This is a genomic window from Streptomyces shaanxiensis, assembly GCF_039537145.1.
Taxonomy (GTDB): Bacteria; Actinomycetota; Actinomycetes; order Streptomycetales; family Streptomycetaceae; genus Streptomyces; species Streptomyces shaanxiensis.
Window position 1 is genome coordinate 541262 of the sequence record NZ_BAAAZY010000012.1, and the last position, 15762, is coordinate 557023.

A 15762-nucleotide genomic window follows, 5' to 3' on the forward strand; every position below is an offset into this window, starting at 1 on the left:
CGCCGGGCGCCCCGGGATGTCGTACGGAAGTCGTCGTACGGTCAGTCCTTGATCTCGCAGATCGCGGCGCCGGAGGTGAGGGAGCCGCCGACCTCGGCGGACAGGCCCTTGATGGTGCCGGACTTGTGGGCGTTCAGGGGCTGTTCCATCTTCATCGCCTCGAGGACGACGATCAGGTCGCCTTCCTTGACCTCCTGGCCCTCCTCGACGGCCACCTTGACGATGGTGCCCTGCATCGGGGAGGCGAGGGTGTCGCCGGAGGCCGCGGGGCCGGACTTCTTCGCCGCGCGCCGCTTGGGCTTGGCGCCGGCCGCGAGGCCGGTGCGGGCCAGCGACATGCCGAGCGAGGACGGGAGGGAGACCTCCAGGCGCTTGCCACCGACCTCGACGACGATCGTCTCGCGGTCCGGGTCCTCGTCCGTCTCGGTGTCGGCGGGGGCCGCGAAGGGCTTGATCTCGTTGACGAACTCGGTCTCGATCCAGCGGGTGTGGACCGTGAAGGGGTTCTCGCTGCCGGTGAGTTCGGGGGCGAACGCCGGGTCGGTGACCACCGCGCGGTGGAACGGGATGGCGGTGGCCATGCCCTCGACCTGGAACTCGGCCAGCGCCCGGGCCGCGCGCTGCAGGGCCTGCTCGCGGGTGGCGCCGGTGACGATCAGCTTGGCCAGCAGGGAGTCCCAGGCCGGGCCGATCACCGATCCGGACTCGACGCCCGCGTCCAGGCGGACACCGGGGCCGGTGGGCGGGTCGAAGGTGGTGACGGTGCCGGGGGCCGGCAGGAAGTTGCGGCCGGGGTCCTCGCCGTTGATGCGGAACTCGAAGGAATGGCCGCGCAGCTCCGGGTCGTCGTAGCCGAGCTCCTCGCCGTCGGCGATACGGAACATCTCGCGGACGAGGTCGATGCCGGCGACCTCCTCGGTGACCGGGTGCTCCACCTGGAGACGGGTGTTGACCTCCAGGAAGGAGATCGTGCCGTCCAGGCCGACCAGGAACTCGACGGTGCCGGCACCGACGTAGCCGGCCTCCTTGAGGATGGCCTTGGAGGACGAGTACAGCTCGGCGACCTGCTCGTCGGAGAGGAACGGCGCGGGGGCCTCCTCCACGAGCTTCTGGTGGCGGCGCTGCAGCGAGCAGTCACGCGTCGACACCACGACCACGTTGCCGTGCCGGTCGGCGAGGCACTGGGTCTCGACGTGGCGGGGCTTGTCGAGGTAACGCTCGACGAAGCACTCCCCGCGCCCGAACGCGGCGACCGCCTCGCGCACCGCGGACTCGTACAGCTCGGGCACCTCTTCGAGGGTGCGGGCGACCTTCAGGCCGCGTCCGCCACCACCGAAGGCGGCCTTGATCGCGATGGGCAGGCCGTGCTGTTCGGCGAACGCGACGACCTCGTCGGCGCCGGAGACCGGGTCCGGGGTACCCGCCACGAGCGGGGCACCCGCGCGCTGGGCGATGTGACGGGCCGCCACCTTGTCGCCGAGGTCGCGGATGGCCTGCGGCGGCGGGCCGATCCAGATCAGGCCGGCGTCCAGGACGGCCTGGGCGAAGTCGGCGTTCTCGGACAGGAAGCCGTAGCCGGGATGGATGGCGTCCGCGCCGGACTCCCGGGCGGCCTTGAGGACCTTGTCGATGTCCAGGTAACTGGTGGCCGGGGTGTCACCGCCCAGGGCGAACGCCTCATCCGCGGCGCGGACATGCAATGCGTCCCGGTCCGGGTCCGCGTAGACGGCCACGCTCGCGATCCCGGCGTCCCGGCAGGCCCGGGCCACGCGGACAGCGATTTCGCCACGGTTGGCGATGAGCACCTTGCGCACGATTGAGGCTCCCTCCTTGAAACAAGCCGAGTTTAGGGACTGCCGACACGCCACATCGACCCGTCCCCGGTGGTGAGCTTGCCCACACGGAGCGTGATTCCGGGCTTGCTCAACCTGCGAAATCCCATGTCGCGCCTCGGCACGCAGGTCTCTCCCGGAAAACCCTAGCCCTCCGCTGTGGTCAAGGTCTCTGTCATCACGTGCTGCGGGCCACTTGGTTTCTTTGTGGAATCCCTACGAATGGCCCAATGATTCTTTGCCCCTGCTCGAACCCTTGTCCCGGGGTTTACCCGTTAGTAGCGTTCGCGGTGCCTCGAACGTACTTGTAGTAACAGGCGTCAGGCTCGGACGGCAGTCGAAAGTGGGTGGGGGCCGGTGGTGCGCAGGCCGTTGGCGTGGGTGTTGGCACTCGTGCTCTTCGTCGAGGCGCTCGGCATCGCGGGGCTGAACTGGCTCCTCGGGAACGTCGTGGACAGCCAGGACATGTCCCTGGCCGGTCTGGACCCGGACGTGATGTCGCTGTCCTCGAAGATCGGCGGCCTGGTCTTCGGTGCCTACTTCGCGCTGTGCGGCCTGGTCGCCCTGCTCGTGGGCCTGCGCAACCGCGCCCCGGCCGGCCTCGGCCGCGTCCTGCTGATCAGCGCGGCCGTGGTGCACGGGCTGCTGGGCGCCTTCAGCTGGGGGCTGGTGGGCTGGACGGCGTTCGTGTTCATGATGGTCGTCCTCGGCCTCATAGTGCTGCTGCTCATGACGTACGACGCCCGGAGCACCCCTGAGGAGCCCGCCGACGCCGTTCCCGACGGGGACAAGGGCGGCGACGGCTCCCCGGCCGGGGGCGCCCCGGTCACCCCTCCGCCGGCGCCCACAACTCCGTGATGCCGATGCCCAGTTGGCCGAGCAGCCTCCGCACCAGCGGCAGGCTGATGCCGATCACGTTGCCGTGGTCGCCGTCGATCCCGTCGATGAACGGGGCCGAGCGGCCGTCGAGGGTGAACGCCCCGGCGACGTAGAGCGGTTCGCCGGAGGCCACGTACGCCGCGATCTCCTCGTCGGTCGGCTCGCCGAAGCGGACGACCGTGGAGGCGGTGGCGGACGTGTACCGCCCGGTGGCGGTGTCGTAGACGCAGTGGCCGGTCTGCAGCGTGCCCGCCCGGCCGCGCATCGACTTCCAGCGGGCCGTGGCCTCCTCGGCGTCGGCCGGCTTGCCCAGGGCCTCGCCGTCCAGGTCGAGGACCGAGTCGCAGCCGATCACGATCGCGCCCTTGACCTCCGGCTTCGCGGCCACGACGGAGGCCTTCGCCTCGGCCAGGGCCAGCGCCAGGTCGGCGGGGGTGGGCGCGGTGACGGCGTCCTCGTCGACGCCGCTCACGATGACCTCGGGGTCCAGCCCTGCCTGGCGGAGCAGGTTGAGGCGGGCGGGGGACTGGGAGGCGAGGACGAGTCGGCGGCGCGGCTGATCAGTCATGCGGTCAGCGTATCGGCGGGCCCGGCCGGACTCACCGCGACCGGACTCACCACACTCCGAGCACGATCATCGTCAGCACCATGGCCAGCGCCATGAGAACGCCCAGCCGCCGCAACATCTCCTGCATCTCGCGCAGTTCCTCGGGCGGCTCGTTCTCGGGGTCGGACCACAGCATGCCTTCCATCGTCGGTCGGGGGGGCGCGGCGGCGCCTGAGTACGCGTACTCAACTTTTCTCCAAACGGTGCTAGCGTTCCATTAACTAAAGGGACCTCGGTCCCGTTTGATGGATGTCTGGAGGATGCGTCATGTTCACCGCTTCCTGGACCGCGTCACCTCAGCCGCCCAGCGAGGGCTTCACGCCCAACTGGTCCCGCGAGGGCTTCTGGCGCCAGTCGCTGCGGCAGGTCGTACGGCTGTCGGCGGGGGGTGGCCGGGTGCGGGTGCGGCTCTCGCACGCGTACGGCACCTCGCCCGTGCGGGTCGCGGGGGCGAGCGTGGGGCGTACGGCCGCCGGGGCCGGCGTGGAGCCGGGGTCGCTCACGCGGCTCACCTTCGGGGGTGCCGGCGAGGCCCGGATACCCCCGCGCGGGGAGATCGTCAGCGACGACGTCCCGCTCGCCGTCGCCGCCGGGGAGTCGGTGACCGTGACCCTGTACTTCGACGCCACGACCGGCCCCGCGACCTTCCACGCGCAGGCCTTCACCACCGGCTACCGGGGCGAGGGCGACCTGTCCGCGGACACCGGCGGTGAGGGCTTCGACGCGATGACCGAGTCCTGGTACTTCCTGACGGCCGTGGAGGTCGACTCCGGCCGCGCGGACGCCGTCGCCCTCTTCGGCGACTCGATCACGGACGGGTTCGGGTCGACACCGGATGCGGACCGGCGCTGGTCGGACGTGCTCGCCCGGCGGACGGGACGGCCGGTTCTGAACGCGGGTATCGGCGGGAACCTGCTGCTCAACGACTCCGCTTGGTACGGAGAGCGGGGCGTGGGCCGGTTGCGCCGGGACGTCCTCGACCAGGCCGGGGTGGACACGCTCGTCGTGCTGCTCGGCCTCAACGACATCGGCTTCAGCGAGACCGACGAGCAGCCGACCTACAAGCCGGCGCCGGTGGTGGAGGCGGAGGAACTCGTCGCCGGGCACCGGGAGTTGATACGGCAGGGCAGGGCGGCCGGGTTGAGGGTGATCGGGGCGACCCTGCTGCCGTTCGGGGGCTCGGACCACTGGGGTGAGCATGCGGCCAAGGTGAGTCACGAGCTGAACGAGTGGATCCGCTGCTCGGGGGAGTACGACGCGGTGGTGGACCTCAACCGGGCGCTGGCCGACCCCGCGGACCCCGACCGCCTGCACCCGTCGTACGACTTCGGCGATCACCTGCACCCGAACGATGCCGGGTACGAGGTGATGGCCGAAGTCGTGTCAACGCACCTTTAGGGCCTGTCGTTCGGATCATGCCGGCGTCGCGGGGCCTGGCACGCACATCTGCCGCGTTGTCGTCGGTTGCCGACGCTCCGCGTCGCCGCCCTCCTCCGCCTTGCAGCTGCACGCACCAGGCCCCGCTCGGGTCGGCTGAAGGGCGCAGTCTCTCTTAGCCGACCTGATCCGAACGACAGGCCCTAGCCAGGCCAGTAGGTACGGGCCCAGGTCGCCGGGCCCGGCTGCGGCAGGCGGTGTGCTGCGATGCGGGACGGGTCCGACCACCCGTCCCGCGGCTTGGGTGCGCCGGGCGGCGTGGCTGCCGCCGCCGCGGCGCGGGCGCGGACCACCGCCAGTGCGGCGGCCAGCTCCTCCGGTGTCGGGTTGCCCCGTACGACCTTGATGTTCATGACGGCTCCCAGCAGGCCTAGAGGGGGATGTTGCCGTGCTTCTTCGGAGGCAGTGATTCCCGCTTGGTACGCAGCTGACGCAGGCCGCGTACGACATGACGGCGGGTGTCGGACGGCATGATCACCGAGTCGATGTAGCCGCGCTCGGCCGCGATGTAGGGGTTGAGGAGGGTGTCCTCGTACTCCTGGATCAGCCGGGCCCGCACCGCCTCCAGATCCTCCCCGTTGGCCTCCGCCTCGGCGATCGTGCGCCGGTGCAGGATGTTGACCGCGCCCTGGGCGCCCATGACGGCGATCTGGGCGGTCGGCCAGGCGAGGTTGAGGTCGGCGCCGAGGTGCTTGGAGCCCATGACGTCGTAGGCGCCGCCGAAGGCCTTGCGGGTGATGACCGTGATCAGCGGCACCGTCGCCTCGGCGTAGGCGTAGATCAGCTTGGCGCCGCGGCGGATGATGCCGTCGTGCTCCTGGTCGACGCCCGGGAGGAAACCGGGGACGTCGACGAAGGTGATGACCGGGACGTTGAAGGCGTCGCAGGTGCGCACGAAGCGGGCGGCCTTCTCGCTGGCCTGGATGTCGAGGCAGCCGGCGAACTGCATCGGCTGGTTGGCGACGATGCCGACCGGGCGGCCCTCGACCCGGCCGAAGCCGGTGAGGATGTTCGGCGCGAACAGCGGCTGCGTCTCGAAGAACTCGGCATCGTCCAGGATGTGTTCGATCACCGTGTGCATGTCGTACGGCTGGTTCGCGCTGTCCGGCACGATCGTGTCCAGCTCGCGATCCTCGTCGTTGATCGCGAGGTCCGCCTCCTCCGGGAACGCCGGGGGCTCGGACAGGTTGTTGGACGGCAGGTACGACAGCAGCTGCTTGACGTACTCGATGGCGTCCTTCTCGTCCCCGGCCATGTGATGGGCCACGCCGGAGGCGGAGTTGTGGGTGCGGGCGCCGCCCAGCTCCTCGAAGCCGACGTCCTCGCCGGTGACCGTCTTGATGACGTCCGGGCCGGTGATGAACATGTGCGAGGTCTGGTCGACCATGATCGTGAAGTCGGTGATGGCCGGGGAGTAGACCGCACCTCCCGCACACGGGCCGACGACCAGGCTGATCTGCGGGACGACCCCGGACGCGTGCGTGTTGCGGCGGAAGATCTCGCCGTAGGCGCCCAGCGAGGCCACGCCCTCCTGGATGCGGGCGCCGCCGGAGTCGTTGATGCCGATGACCGGACAGCCGGTCTTCAGCGCGAAGTCCATGACCTTGACGATCTTCTGGCCGTAGACCTCGCCCAGCGCACCGCCGAAGACGGTGAAGTCCTGGGAGAACACGGCGACGGGGCGGCCGTCGACCGTGCCGTACCCGGTGACGACACCGTCGCCGTACGGGCGGTTCTTCTCCAGCCCGAAGTTGGTGGAGCGGTGCCGGGCGAACTCGTCGAGCTCGACGAAGGAGTCCTCGTCGAGAAGGAGCTCGATGCGCTCACGGGCCGTCAACTTGCCCTTGGCGTGCTGCTTTTCGACGGCGCGAGCGGAGCCGGCGTGCGTCGCTTCCTCGATACGGCGCTGGAGATCCGCGAGCTTGCCCGCGGTGGTGTGGATGTCGATCCCTTGGGGCTCTTGGATCTCGTGACGCTCTTCCGGCTCGGACATCGGGATGGCGCTCCCTGCCTGCTCAAAAGGGGGGACGGTTACTCATCCGTAGCGTAGTGGGGTGCCTACGAATCAGCAGTGCGGCGTTTACCACACCTAGGGTGGCTTGCATGACGCCGCGAGATGCATCAGATGACAGCCGTTGGTCCGATCTGGACCGTCCGCCGCTGAACGCCGCCGCGCTGCGGCGCGGGCTCGTGCGGGAGGGCGGGCTCTGGCGCGACGTGGAGGTGGTGCAGGCCACCGGCTCCACCAACACCGACCTGGTGGACCTCGCGACCGAGGGCAAGGCGGGCGAGGGCGCGGTCCTGGTCGCCGAGGAGCAGACGGCCGGAAAGGGACGCCTGGACCGGCAGTGGACGGCACCGGCCCGCTCGGGGCTGTTCTTCTCGGTGCTGCTGAACCCCGCCGAGGTGCCGGTGGCCCGGTGGGGGTGGCTGCCGCTGCTCACGGGCGTCGCCGTGGCGACGGGGCTGTCGCGGTCGGCGGGCGTCGACACGGCACTCAAGTGGCCGAACGACCTGCTGGTGACCGTCGGCGGCGAGGAGCGCAAGGCCGGCGGGATCCTCGCGGAGCGGGCCGGGAGCTTCGGAGTGGTCATCGGGGTCGGCATCAATGTCACCCTGCGTGAGGACGAGCTGCCGGTGCCCCAGGCGGGGTCGCTGGTGCTTGCCGGGGCGGTGAGCACGGACCGCGATCCGCTGCTGCGGGCGGTGCTGCGGTCGCTGGAGGAGTGGTACGGGCGGTGGCGGGCCGCGGTGGGGGATCCGGTGGTGAGCGGGCTGCAGGAGACGTACGCGGCGGGGTGCGCGACCCTGGGGAGGGTGGTGCGGGCCGAGTTGCCGGGGGAGCGGGCGATCACCGGGGAGGCGGTCGCGATCGACGGTGACGGGCGGCTGGTGCTGGCCACGGGCGAGGGCGTGCAGGAGCCCGTGGGGGCGGGGGACATCGTGCACCTGCGGCCGGCGTGACGTGCGTCGACCACCACGAAGACGCCGGTCATCTCACCAGCGCCGGTAGGTCACCGTCGGTCTTCCCTTACGGAGTGAGGTGGCCCACACCTGCCGTACAGTGAAGGCCGGTCGATTACTGACCGCGGCAGATCGGAAGGGCAGCAGGCGTGACCGTCGACGATTCGGGCTCCGGCACGGGCGCGGACGGCCGGGTGGACCCCCACGCCGCCGACCCCGGCGAGGATCCGCTCGCCCTGCGCCTCGAAGGCCTCATCCTCGGCGCAGAGCGGCGCTACACCCCGTTTCAGGCGGCCCGTAGCGCCGGTGTCTCCATGGAACTGGCGTCCCGGTTCTGGCGGGCCATGGGGTTCGCCGACATCGGGCAGGCCAAGGCGCTGACCGAGGCCGACGTACTGGCGCTCAGGCGTCTCGCCGGTCTCGTCGAGGCGGGGCTGCTCAGCGAGGCCATGGCCGTGCAGGTGGCCCGGTCCACCGGACAGACCACCGCGCGGCTCGCCGAATGGCAGATCGACTCCTTCCTGGAGGGGCTGACCGAGCCGCCCGAGCCGGGCATGACGCGCACCGAGGTGACGTACCCGATCATCGAACTGCTCCTGCCCGAGCTGGAGGAGTTCCTCGTCTACGTCTGGCGGCGCCAGCTCGCCGCCTCGGCCGGCCGGGTCATCCAGGCCGCCGACGACGAGGAGATGGTCGACCGGCGCCTCGCCGTGGGCTTCGCCGACCTGGTCGGCTTCACGCGGCTGACCCGCCGCATGGAGGAGGAGGAACTCGGCGAACTCGTCGAGGCCTTCGAGACCACCGCGGCCGACCTGGTCGCCGCGCGCGGAGGGCGGCTGGTCAAGACCCTGGGCGACGAGGTCCTGTACGCGGCCGACGACGCGGGTGTCGCCGCGGAGATCGCCCTGCGGCTCATCGAGACGATGGCGGGCGACGAGACGATGCCCGAGCTGCGGGTCGGCATCGCGTTCGGCACGGTGACCACCCGGATGGGCGATGTCTTCGGTACGACCGTGAACCTTGCCTCCCGGCTGACGTCGATAGCTCCGCGGGACGCCGTGCTCGTCGACAGCGCGTTCGCGGAGGAGCTCGTCCGAACGGGTGAAGCGCCGGTCTCCGAGGCGGAGGCCGCGGAGGCCGCTGCCGCTGCGGAGAAGGAGGGGGAGGAGCCGCCGGTGTACCGGTTTGCGTTGCAGCCGATGTGGCAGCGGCCTGTGCGGGGGTTGGGCGTGATCGAGCCGTGGCTCTTGACGCGGAGGGCGTCGACGGCGGACTGAGCGCCGTGGGGCTGACTGTGGATGGTCGGCTGCGGGTGCGTTGTGGCTGGGCGCGCCACGCGGCGAAGCCGCATATCGATACAGCCACGCGCCCCTGAACGTCAGTCGGTGGTGGTCAGGGGGTCCACACAGAGGCCGATGACCGGGACGCACACATTGCCGTCGTCCGGCCGATCCGGTTGTGGGGCTGGGGGATTCGGGGCGGTCTGGCTGGGTGCGGGCGTCGTGGTGGGGGCTGGGTGCGGTGCCTGGGTCGGCGGCGTCGGTGGGTGGGGTGTGGGGGTGAACGGCGCGGCGTCGCCCGTCGTGGGGCCTCGGCCGCCAGGCAGCGGCGTCGCCTTGGCGTTCGTGGTCGGTACGACGATCGTGCCCGTGGTCGGTGTCGCGCCCAGGCCGCCCATGGCCGAGGTGGCCGACGGGCTTGGATTCGGGGTGGTCGTCGGGAGCGTGGCGGCTGTGTCGGCCGAGCCGTCCGTGTCCGTGTCGCCGATCGCCAGGTCCGGGGTCGGGTCGGTCTCCGTGGTGCCGAGGCCGGTGACGTGGGAGTCCGGCGTCGGGCGTACGAGGCTCAGGGCGCCGGCCGCCAGGGCGAGGCCTCCCGCGGCCAGAAGGACCTTGCGGGGACGCGGGCGGCGATGGCGGCCCCGAGGGCCGAAGAGCGGCGACGCCTTCGGCGCCTCGGCTTCCCGCGCCGTCTCTCTCGCGTGCGGCCCTTCCGCCGTACCACCCATCACAACCCCTCCCAACACGCTCGCGCCCCCAATGCGCCGTGGTTCGCGCACGCTATGCGCTGTCGTAGGCGGTAGGGCGGGAGTTGGGCGGGATGTCACTCGAACGGGGTGTCGGGCCTCGGCTCGGCACCGTTGCGGAGTCGCTCGTGGTGGGCCTTTTCCCGGCGGGGCCCGGCTGCGATGATCGGGGCGAGAGTTGTTAACCCGCGTTAACCGGAGGGTGTCATGAGTGAGGAGCGGTACGGGGAGTTCGTGCTGGTGCGCCGACACGGCGACGGGGGAGACGGGGCCGTCGGGCCTGTCGCCGAGCTCGTCCTCGACCGGCCGAAGGCCATGAACGCCGTCTCGACGGAGATGGCCCGTTCGATCGCGGGGGCGTGTACGGCGCTGGGTGCGGACCGTGACGTACGGGTGGTGGTGCTGACCTCCACCCATGAGCGGGCGTTCTGCGTCGGGGCGGATCTGAAGGAGCGGAACTCCTTCAGTGACGCGGAGCTGGTCCGGCAGCGGCCGGTGGCGCGGGGGGCGTACACCGGGGTGCTGGAGTTGCCCGTGCCGACGATCGCGGCGGTGCATGGCTTCGCACTGGGGGGTGGCTTCGAGCTGGCCTTGGCCTGCGATGTGATCGTGGCCGACCGGACGGCTGTGGTGGGGCTGCCCGAGGTGTCGGTCGGAGTCATCCCCGGGGGCGGGGGGACGCAGTTGCTGCCGCGGCGAGTGGGGGCCGCTCGGGCGGCGGAGCTGATCTTCACGGCACGGCGGGTCGAGGCCGCCGAGGCTCGGGAGCTGGGGTTGGTGGATCAGCTGGTGGAGGAGGGGCGGGACCGGGAGGAGGCGCTCGCCCTCGGTGCTCGGATCGCGGCGAACTCGCCGGTCGGGCTGCGGGCCGCCAAGCGGGCGTTGCGGTTGGGGCAGGGGCTGGATCTGCGGGCCGGGCTGGAGGTCGAGGACGCGGCGTGGCGGGCGGTGGCGTTCTCGGGGGACCGGGCCGAGGGGGTGGCGGCGTTCAACGAGAAGCGGAAGCCGGAGTGGCCGGGGGAGTAGGGGAGCTGCCCCCACCTGGGCGGACACGGGAGTTCGGCGGCCGGCCCGGCCGCCGCGAGGGGCAGGGCGAAAGCGGGCGGCGTGCCCCCGGAGGTGTCGTGGCGCGGGTGGCCTCCGTGAGGCTGTCATCGTGCCCGGCGGCAGTGGCAGCGGCCCGAGTGCGGGTGCGGGTGCGGGTCCGGGTCGATGGTGCGCGTTCCGGCCGTCCGGGTGGTCGGTGCGATGTCGTACTTCTTCGGCGGGCCGTGGGTGAGCGTTCGCGTCGGCTTCCGTGGGCTTGCCCGTCACTCCAGCGCCGTATCAATGTCCCAGTTCGCCCTAAACCTCCTAGCCTGGAGTGATGGGTGAGGACAGACGGCTCGCGGCCGTGGTGGCGCTGGCGCAGGGGATGGCGGCGGCGCACACGCCGCGTGAGTCCTGGCGGGCGGCGGCGCTCGGGGCGTGTCGGGCGTTGGCCGGCAGCTTTGCCGCGTTGTCGGTGTGGGAGCGGGAGCTCGGGCGGTTGCGGGTGCTCGTGAACGTGGGGGACCGGGCGCAGGGGGAGGAGGAGTTTCCCGGCGACGAGGCCTATCCCGTGCATCAGTTTCCGGAGATCACCGAGTTCCTGCACGAGCGGTGGGCCTCCGGTGGTGAGCCCAACGCCTGGGTGGAGACGGCCGACGGTCCCGCCGCCGGTCAACCCGGGTACTGCCATCAGCGGGTCGCCGCGCTACGGCGGCGTGGGCGGGGGTGCTGTGTCGTCGCGCCGATCGTGCTGAACGGGCGGGCCTGGGGGGAGCTGTACGTCGCCCGTTCCGCCGGTGCGCCCGTCTTCGACCGGGGGGACGCCGACTTCGCCACTGTGCTGGCGTCCGTCGTGGCCGCCGGGATCGCGCAGAGCGAGCGGCTGGAGGAGGCCCGGCGGCTGGCGTTCACCGACGCGCTCACCGGGCTCGCCAATCGGCGTGCGGTGGATGTGCGGTTGGAGGAGGCCGTCGAGCGGCATCGTCGTGAGGGTGTCGTCGTCAGTCTCGTGGTGTGTGACCTCAATGGGCTCAAGCGGGTCAACGACACGCGGGGGCATGCCGTGGGGGACCGGCTGTTGGAGCGGTTCGGGTCGGTGTTGTCGCTGTGCGGGGCGATGTTGCCCGGTGCGCTGGCCGCGCGGCTCGGGGGGGACGAGTTCTGTCTGCTCGTTGTCGGGTCGCCTGCCGATGATGTGGTGAAGGCCGCCGATGAACTGTGCCGTCGGGCCGGTGAGTTGGAGCTCGGTGAGGGGGTCGCGTGCGGGGTGGCGTCGACCGGGGATGCGGTGGGGCCCGTTCGGTCCGCGCGGCGGTTGTTCCGGCTTGCCGATGCGGCGCAGTACCGGGCGAAGGCGGTGCGGGCGGACAGGGCGGTTGTCGCGGGGCGGGAGGGGCCGGACGATCCGGTGGTGCGGCTCGCTGACGCGGAGCCTTCGGAGGAGGGGGTTGTGGAGCGGCGGCGGTTCCGGGGGCGGGTGCCGTGACCTCGCCGGTGCGGCTTTGGGTGTTCTCGCCCCCGCCGCCCCTACCCGTCCCGTCTCTGGGGGCTGCCGCCCCCAGACCCCCGCTTCGGCCCTGAACGGGCCTCGTCCTCAAACGCCGGACGGGCTGAATTTGCCTGGGCCGGCGCCGAGGAGTCGTCCTCGCCCAGCTGGCGCCCTTGCCCGTGCGGCGTTGTAAGGGGTGTACCCCCCACCCACTAGTGACATCTTCGTCTTCAGTGCGTACGCTCCTGAATATGGATATGCACACTGTGGTGGTGGGGACCTCCGGGGTCACCGCGTCCGACGTTCTCTCCGTGGCGCGGGGTGGGGCGCGGGTCGAGTTGTCGGTGGAGGCTGTCGCGGCGCTGGGCGCCGCTCGCGAGATCGTGGACGCGCTGGCGGCCAAGCCCGAGCCCGTGTACGGCGTCTCCACCGGTTTCGGTGCCCTGGCGACCCGGCATATCAGCCAGGAGCTGCGGGCCCGGTTGCAGCGCAACATCGTCCGCTCGCACGCGGCGGGGATGGGACCCCGCGTGGAGCGGGAGGTCGTACGGGCCCTGATGTTCCTGCGGCTGAAGACCGTCTGCTCGGGGCGCACGGGCGTGCGGCCCGAGGTCGCGCAGACCATGGCCGATGTGCTCAACGCCGGTATCACGCCCGTTGTTCATGAGTACGGGTCCCTCGGCTGCTCCGGTGATCTGGCCCCCCTGTCGCACTGCGCCCTCACGCTGATGGGGGAGGGCGACGCCGAGGGGCCGGACGGGGTCGTGCGGCCCGCCGGTGAGCTGCTTGCCGCGCATGGCATCTCGGCCGTCGAGTTGCGGGAGAAGGAAGGGCTCGCCCTGCTCAACGGCACGGACGGCATGCTCGGCATGCTGATCATGGCCCTCGCCGACCTAGACACCCTGTACAAGTCCGCCGATGTCACCGCCGCCCTCAGCCTGGAGGCCCTGCTCGGGACGGACAAGGTCCTCGCGCCCGAGTTGCACGCCATTCGGCCGCATCCGGGCCAGGGTGCCTCCGCCGCCAACATGCTGGCCGTGCTGAAGGGTTCGGGGCTGACCGGGCATCACCAGGACGACGCGCCCCGCGTGCAGGACGCGTACTCGGTGCGGTGTGCTCCGCAGGTCGCCGGTGCCGGGCGGGACACCATGGCGCATGCGCGGCTGGTCGCGGAGCGGGAGCTGGCTTCGGCGGTCGACAACCCGGTCGTGCTGCCCGACGGGCGCGTCGAGTCCAACGGCAACTTCCACGGGGCGCCGGTCGCTTACGTGCTCGACTTCCTCGCCATCGCCGTCGCCGACCTGGCCTCCATCGCCGAGCGGCGCACCGACCGGCTGCTCGACAAGAACCGCAGCCACGGGTTGCCGCCGTTCCTGGCGGATGACGCGGGGGTCGACTCCGGGTTGATGATCGCCCAGTACACCCAGGCCGCCCTGGTCAGCGAGCTGAAGCGGCTGGCCGTGCCCGCGTCCGCCGACTCGATTCCGTCCTCCGCCATGCAGGAGGACCACGTCTCCATGGGCTGGTCGGCCGCGCGCAAGCTGCGTACCGCAGTCGACAACCTCACCCGTGTGCTCGCCGTCGAGCTGTACGCCGCCACCCGCGCCATCGAACTGCGGGAGGGGCTCGCCCCGGCACCGGCCTCGCGGGCGGTCATCGACGCCGCGCGGTCCGCCGGAGTCCGGGGCGCCGGGCCCGACCGGTTCCTGGCCCCCGACCTCGCGGCGGCCGACGCGTTCGTGCGCGGCGGGGAGTTGGTCGCGGCGACGGAGAAGGTCACCGGCCCGCTTCACTGACACGGAAGGGGCCCTGCCCGTCATACGAGAGGTGTGTGTCGTACGGCGGACAGGGCCCTGCTGTCGTTACTTCAGTTTGGCGCCCTGGGCGTCGACCACCGCGGCCGGGACCGTGTAGGCCTTGCCGGTCATCAACGCGCCGAGGTTCATCGTGTAGTACGTCGCGACGGTGTTCCCGTGGCGGACGACCTCGGCGTGCGCCTGGCCGCTGTCACCGTCCTCCAGGTCCGAGGTCAGGGCGAACGCCACCGACTCGTCGCCGGCGCCCGCGCCCTTCTCGGCGGTGACCTTGGTGAACTTGCCCTCGTCGCTCTTCTCGCCGGCGGTGAAGCCGCCCGCGCACTTCTCGACCGCGTCGGAGACGGACTTGAACGCCTCCTCGGCGCCGCCGCCGTCGTAGGACGAGAGCCCCACCACGGTGACGTCGACGCTCATCGACTCGTTGAGCGCGTCCTCGATGTCCCCCTCGGACAGGTCCTCCAGGGACTTGGAGGCGGCGTCCGTGGGCTTCTTCTCCTCCGTGGCCACGGTCCTCGTCTCGGCGGCCGCGTCGCCCGGGGCGAGGCCGCCGATGACGTAGACGAGCGGCTTGCACTGCTCGTCGCCGGTGATGGCGCTCTTCGCGGACGGAAGCTTCTTGGCCTCGACGTTCGAGACCTTGTGCCCGTCGACATCGCCCTCGGCGATGATCAACTTCTTCAACTCGGCGGAGCTGAGCGCCTTCGCGTCAGAACCGCCGGAGTCCCCGCCGCAACCCGTGACAAGGGCGAGCGACAGCGCGCTCACAACAACCGTGGCGGCTGCACGCACGCCCGATGATCTCTTCATGCGCGGACTATGAAGCCCAGGTGAAGAGAGCGTCAAGTGATTTCAAAACCCGAGACGTTCGCGGCGCACGGAGTAGGCGACGAAGCCCGCGCCCAGCGCGAGGGAGACGGTCCCGCCGACGATGTACGGCGTGGTGTCGAAGCTTCCGGTGTCGGCGAGCCGGGTGCCGTCGCCGGTCGTGTCGCCGGAGCTCACGGAAGCGGCCCGCGCCTGCTGGACGGTCTGCCCCGTGGGGGTCGCCGAAGGCTCCGTTCTGGCCGGCTCGTCGCCCGACGCGTTCGCGGAGGGCACGAACCACAGGGCGCCCAGCAGGGCACCCGCGGCGGTGGCGGTCAGCAGCGATCGGCGTGCGGTGGACGACGATCGGTGAGCGGCGGACACGGAATATCGATCCCCTTGTGGTGCTGGCGAATTGGCCGTGTGGGGCGATGTTAGTGAAAGTCGCGGGTCACGGGAAAGTCACGGGGGAAAAGTGCCGTACCGAGCCGTACTCTCCGGGCATGAGCAATCCAGAATCATCACGGTTTGTGCGGCTTCGCGTGGAAGTCGTCCTGGAAGTGGACGACGAGGACGCACTGACTCGGGCCGCGCTGCGACGCATCGCCGACGACAGCACCATGCCGCCCGACGAACGGGCCCACGCCGAGAGCAGTGTGACGGAAGACACCGCGGAGGCTCTCGCCTACCTCGTTGATCCGTTCGACCTGGTCAGCGAGGTGCCGGGGATCGAGCTCGCGCAGGCCTCCTGGTCCAGCGAGCGCATCGGGCACGACCCGGATTCGCCCGAGTGGGACTTCGACGACGATGATGTCGACGAGGACTTCGACGACGAAGCGGCGAGCAGGGTCGGCTGAGGCGTCTTGGGGAAATCGTGA

Annotated in this window: 16 protein-coding genes; 8 read left to right on the forward strand and 8 right to left on the reverse strand. The window is 71.1% G+C overall.

All coding sequences use genetic code 11. The features are described 5' to 3' along the window. Positions 1 to 41: 41 nt before the first annotated feature. A complete protein-coding gene (locus ABD932_RS25490; protein WP_345015837.1) occupies positions 42 to 1814 on the reverse strand; it encodes an acetyl/propionyl/methylcrotonyl-CoA carboxylase subunit alpha in 1773 nt (590 codons plus the stop codon). Between the two features lie 375 nt (positions 1815 to 2189). On the opposite strand from ABD932_RS25490, the gene ABD932_RS25495 reads away from it, so the two are divergent. After that, a complete protein-coding gene (locus ABD932_RS25495) occupies positions 2190 to 2690 on the forward strand; it encodes a hypothetical protein (RefSeq protein WP_345015838.1) in 501 nt (166 codons plus the stop codon). On the opposite strand, the gene ABD932_RS25500 is transcribed toward ABD932_RS25495, so the two are convergent. Both ABD932_RS25500 and mmpB read right to left on the reverse strand, forming a co-directional pair. Further along, positions 2659 to 3279 carry a Maf family protein gene (locus ABD932_RS25500; protein ID WP_250084855.1) on the reverse strand — a complete coding sequence of 207 codons (621 nt, stop codon included), beginning with the start codon at positions 3277 to 3279 and terminating at the stop codon, positions 2659 to 2661. The genes ABD932_RS25495 and ABD932_RS25500 overlap by 32 nt on opposite strands. A gap of 46 nt (positions 3280 to 3325) precedes the next feature. After that, entirely contained in the window at positions 3326 to 3454 is a 129-nt protein-coding gene (mmpB, locus tag ABD932_RS25505; RefSeq protein ID WP_345015839.1) for a morphogenic membrane protein MmpB, read from the reverse strand. 131 nt (positions 3455 to 3585) lie between these two features. On the opposite strand from mmpB, the gene ABD932_RS25510 reads away from it, so the two are divergent. Beyond that, positions 3586 to 4716, forward strand: a complete 1131-nt coding sequence (locus tag ABD932_RS25510; RefSeq protein ID WP_345015840.1) for an SGNH/GDSL hydrolase family protein — start codon at positions 3586 to 3588, stop codon at positions 4714 to 4716. Between the two features lie 182 nt (positions 4717 to 4898). On the opposite strand, the gene ABD932_RS25515 is transcribed toward ABD932_RS25510, so the two are convergent. Then, the gene (locus ABD932_RS25515; RefSeq protein WP_345015841.1) at positions 4899 to 5108 is read right to left on the reverse strand and encodes an acyl-CoA carboxylase epsilon subunit; all 210 of its coding nucleotides are present in this window, start codon (positions 5106 to 5108) and stop codon (positions 4899 to 4901) included. A gap of 17 nt (positions 5109 to 5125) precedes the next feature. Beyond that, entirely contained in the window at positions 5126 to 6748 is a 1623-nt protein-coding gene (locus tag ABD932_RS25520) for an acyl-CoA carboxylase subunit beta (RefSeq protein ID WP_345015842.1), read from the reverse strand. 110 nt (positions 6749 to 6858) lie between these two features. Here ABD932_RS25520 and ABD932_RS25525 point away from each other — a divergent pair, with 110 nt between their 5' ends. After that, on the forward strand, positions 6859 to 7719 hold the full coding sequence (locus ABD932_RS25525) for a biotin--[acetyl-CoA-carboxylase] ligase (protein ID WP_345015843.1): 861 nt from the start codon (positions 6859 to 6861) through the stop codon (positions 7717 to 7719). Between the two features lie 149 nt (positions 7720 to 7868). Then, positions 7869 to 8996: an adenylate/guanylate cyclase domain-containing protein gene (locus ABD932_RS25530; protein WP_345015844.1), complete on the forward strand. Its 1128-nt coding sequence runs from the start codon at positions 7869 to 7871 to the stop codon at positions 8994 to 8996. A gap of 101 nt (positions 8997 to 9097) precedes the next feature. On the opposite strand, the gene ABD932_RS25535 is transcribed toward ABD932_RS25530, so the two are convergent. Beyond that, the gene (locus ABD932_RS25535; RefSeq protein ID WP_345015845.1) at positions 9098 to 9727 is read right to left on the reverse strand and encodes a hypothetical protein; all 630 of its coding nucleotides are present in this window, start codon (positions 9725 to 9727) and stop codon (positions 9098 to 9100) included. Between the two features lie 225 nt (positions 9728 to 9952). On the opposite strand from ABD932_RS25535, the gene ABD932_RS25540 reads away from it, so the two are divergent. The 3 genes from ABD932_RS25540 to hutH all read left to right on the forward strand — a co-directional run bounded on the left by ABD932_RS25540 (position 9953) and on the right by hutH (position 14059). Further along, positions 9953 to 10771, forward strand: a complete 819-nt coding sequence (locus tag ABD932_RS25540) for an enoyl-CoA hydratase/isomerase family protein (protein ID WP_345015846.1) — start codon at positions 9953 to 9955, stop codon at positions 10769 to 10771. A 340-nt stretch (positions 10772 to 11111) separates the two neighbouring features. Further along, positions 11112 to 12260, forward strand: coding sequence for a GGDEF domain-containing protein (locus ABD932_RS25545; RefSeq protein WP_345015847.1), 1149 nt, complete (start codon positions 11112 to 11114; stop codon positions 12258 to 12260). A 260-nt stretch (positions 12261 to 12520) separates the two neighbouring features. Continuing rightward, the gene (hutH, locus tag ABD932_RS25550; RefSeq protein WP_345016405.1) at positions 12521 to 14059 is read left to right on the forward strand and encodes a histidine ammonia-lyase; all 1539 of its coding nucleotides are present in this window, start codon (positions 12521 to 12523) and stop codon (positions 14057 to 14059) included. Between the two features lie 66 nt (positions 14060 to 14125). Here the strand turns inward: hutH and ABD932_RS25555 are convergent, their stop codons facing one another. Continuing rightward, a complete protein-coding gene (locus ABD932_RS25555; protein WP_345015848.1) occupies positions 14126 to 14887 on the reverse strand; it encodes a hypothetical protein in 762 nt (253 codons plus the stop codon). A gap of 42 nt (positions 14888 to 14929) precedes the next feature. Beyond that, a complete protein-coding gene (locus tag ABD932_RS25560; protein WP_345016407.1) occupies positions 14930 to 15226 on the reverse strand; it encodes a hypothetical protein in 297 nt (98 codons plus the stop codon). 161 nt (positions 15227 to 15387) lie between these two features. Between ABD932_RS25560 and ABD932_RS25565 the strand changes: the two genes are divergently transcribed. Continuing rightward, positions 15388 to 15741, forward strand: a complete 354-nt coding sequence (locus ABD932_RS25565) for a hypothetical protein (RefSeq protein ID WP_126394525.1) — start codon at positions 15388 to 15390, stop codon at positions 15739 to 15741. Positions 15742 to 15762 lie beyond the last annotated feature (21 nt).